The organism is Thorsellia kenyensis (genome assembly GCF_042432445.1).
In the GTDB taxonomy this organism is placed as follows: Bacteria; Pseudomonadota; Gammaproteobacteria; order Enterobacterales; family Thorselliaceae; genus Thorsellia; species Thorsellia kenyensis.
Genome location: NZ_JBHLXE010000115.1, coordinates 1 through 3,385 on the forward strand (window position 1 = coordinate 1; position 3,385 = coordinate 3,385).

The window sequence follows — 3,385 nt, forward strand, 5'->3', positions numbered from 1 at the left end:
GTACCAAAGGACAATGCGCTAATTGAGTCGTATGAAGTCCCGCTTGATGCTGTCTTGGGTGGCGAGTGGCTAAAGTCCCATGATGATAAATTTCAACCAGTTGCCCTGAGATATGCACTTCTACTAACTCTTTAGCTAATTGATAGGGGACCGAGTAAAAGTGTTGTTCTACTTCAATATGATAGTCATTAGGTACTCGTGTTTTCTTTACTTGAGTAAATACGTAAGGTCTTGCGGGTAATGCCTGTAGTGCAGGTAAATCAATGGATTGGAAAAGTGAACGCCGCGAGTCTGTACGTTTTTGTAATGGACGTGCATTCAACTCATCGATTAAAGCACGAATACTTGCATTTAATTGAGCTAAGGAATAAAAGGCTTCATGCCTTAATCTAGCTATAATCCAACGTTCTACCACTTGCACTGCCACTTCGACTTTCGCTTTATCCTTAGGCTTATAAGGCCTTGTAGGCAATACAGTGGTGCCATAATAAGCTGCTAATTGTTGATAGGTAGGATTTAGGTCAGGTTCATAACGAGAAGCCTTTGTCACCGCACTTTTTAAATTATCAGGGACGATGATGGCTGGCACTCCGCCTAAAAACTCAAAGCAACGGACATGACTCATTATCCAATTTTCAAGATTTTGTGAATATGTCGCCTCAGCATAGGTATAACTGGATGCGCCCATCACAGCGACAAAAATTTGTGCCTTAATGATTTCATGTGTTGTAGGATCAACAATGTTTACCGTTGGACCACAATAATCGACAAATAACTTTTCACCTGCGATGTGATGTTGCCTCATAGATAACTTTTGCTTTTTTAACCATTGCTTATAGAGTCGACAGAACTGGGGGTAACTATAATGATAAGTGCTTTTTGAGGCATACTCATCCCATAATAACTGAAGAGTTAGGGTTTTGTTTGTCAGTTGATTTTTTATTTCAACCCAATCAGGCACAGGATATCTCGGCTGTTTGATTTTAACTTGAGTCGATTGAAATGCCTGTTCTAAGTCTCTATCGTTTAAATCAGAGGGAATGGGCCAAGTGATCCCTAATTGTCCTGCTCGATTAACATAATAGGAAACTGTAGATGCTGAAATTGACAAGCTTTGTGCAATTTTTCTATGTGGAAGTTTAGCCTCAAATTTGAGGCGTAATATTTCTTTTAGTTTTCTCATTGAAATAGGTACCGTAGACATAATGACCTCGCTTATACAGATAATGGTATCAGCGAGGAGTGTTGATTAAATCTACAAGTTAAGGAAGCTATTTTCCTTCAAAGACGGAGCCAAATCACAAACCCTAAAATCAGCTTAAAGTGATCGGCATGGATGATATTGAATGATCGGCATGAATGATATTGAATGATCGGCATGAATGATATTGAGTGATCGAAGCTAGGTGAGAATTAGTGATCGAAGTGGATGAGAATACGCATTTAGTAAGATGGCGGGGTTTCCTGCACATAAAACACTTGAAGACTTCGATTTTAAGTTTGCATCTGGTGTGCCACAACAAAAAATAAAAGAGTTAAGTAGTCTTGGCTTTATTGAACGTAATGAGAACATTGTTTTATTAGGCCATAGTCGGGCAGGTAAAACACACTTAGCTATTAGCTATTAGCTTGGGGCTTAAAGCCATACAAGCTAAAAAGAAAACACGTTTTATTACAGCAGCAGAGTTGATGCTTCAATTATCAACAGCTAAGCGACAAAATCAATTAAAGCAATATTTAGCGCGTTCAATTATGAGCCCTAGAGTGTTAATAATTGATGAGATTGGCTATTTGCCATTTGGACGGGAGGAAGCTAATTTATTTTTTAATGTGATTGCCAAAAGATATGAGTATGGCAGTGTCATACTGACAAGCAATTTACCTTTTGGTCTATGGCCTACTGCTTTTGCAGATGATGCAACATTAACTGCAGCTATGTTAGATAGATTATTGCATCATTCGCATGTATTATAGTTGAGTGGTGATAGCTACAGACTAAAAGATAAAAGATGCTCAGGTATCATTACTGAGTAAAACTGGATCAGTTTTAAATGATCGTTTTTTAAAAAAAGTGGATCACTATTCAATGATCGCTGACAACATTCATCGGTTTGCCCCCTAGTTATTAAATTTAATCATGAATTCATCATACAAAATAATTAATCTGCATACAGAACACTAGAACTAAAGGGATAATTGCTAGAATGAATAAGTAGGAGGCAAAGAGTATTATTTTTGGTAATAGAATTTCAAAATTCTGTAAAAAATTTAGCAACATTGAAACTAAGAAAGCTGTTAAACTACCAGTTAAACAAAATAACCAAATAGATTTAAAATCATTAAGACCCAATAATATCAATAAAAAAAACACCCTCCACCTCCAACCAAAGAACATATAACATTTCTCATTGAATTGTTAATATGATTCATCATTAAATACACAATACCTACAATGGCGGAGGGAAAAATAAATAATACAGTTCCAAACGCCCCCGCCATCAGTGATAGCCAAGGCAAATACATTAAAAATGTGATACTTTCATAAATATTATTTTTTTGAAAAAATGACAAAATGCCATAAACAAGAGAACCTAAATAGAAGGGGCTTAATATGAAGCATATAATCACACTGATTTTGGACTGTACTGATAAAGTTTTTTTTTGAAGAAACACTACATGGTTTTTTTGTATATAATTAAAAATAATATCGAGTGTTGACGTTGTCATAAAAACGGTCATTCCTGCAAATGTAAATATTTTATAATTATTTGATATATTAAGATTGATGATATGTGAAATATAATTAATCCACATAAAACAGAGTAATCAAACCAACGAAAAATATAAAAGCCTTAGAATTGAAATGTTAAATTTTGAGATTTTTATGTATGTTAATTTGGTAAAAAAAATTGGAATACAAAAAATTATCAGCGATGTAAACCCAATACCATAAAATGATGAGTTTGAAATTAAAAGGGTATTATTATCGTTAGCTAAATTAAGCTGCCCATATTCTAAAAAAATAATATACATAAAAATAGCACTGCATAAGAATACATTAAGAGTGGTAAAAATTATTATATTATAAGTAGTAATTTTCATGGTTTGCATCCTTGTTGATTGGAATATCCCATTTTATAACAACCAAAATTAAAACGGTTTTCGTAGTTTAAAAGGTCAACTTCTTTCCCTTCCTTTATACCGGTTAATCTGTCTTTCCGCACTATATTTTATAATTATTTTTAGGTTAAAAGCGGTCATTTTTTAACCTATCCGTATATTGACTCGTAGGGTTCTCCTAGCCCCTTGATATACTATACTAGGATATATTGGTAGATTGTTTCATGATGCAATTTAATTATGCCATCACTTGCTAGACGTCCCA

1 protein-coding gene and 1 pseudogene are annotated in these 3,385 nt (G+C 34.4%); one reads left to right on the forward strand and one right to left on the reverse strand.

Annotation, left to right across the window (positions count from 1 at the left end; genetic code table 11):
* The coding region (istA, locus tag ACFFIT_RS13190) for an IS21 family transposase (protein ID WP_385878393.1) at positions 1–1,204 on the reverse strand (1,204 nt) is incomplete at its 3' end.
* A gap of 238 nt (positions 1,205–1,442) precedes the next feature.
* On the opposite strand from istA, the pseudogene istB reads away from it, so the two are divergent.
* Positions 1,443–1,974: pseudogene (gene istB / locus ACFFIT_RS13195) on the forward strand (IS21-like element helper ATPase IstB); the annotation flags it as partial.
* Positions 1,975–3,385 lie beyond the last annotated feature (1,411 nt).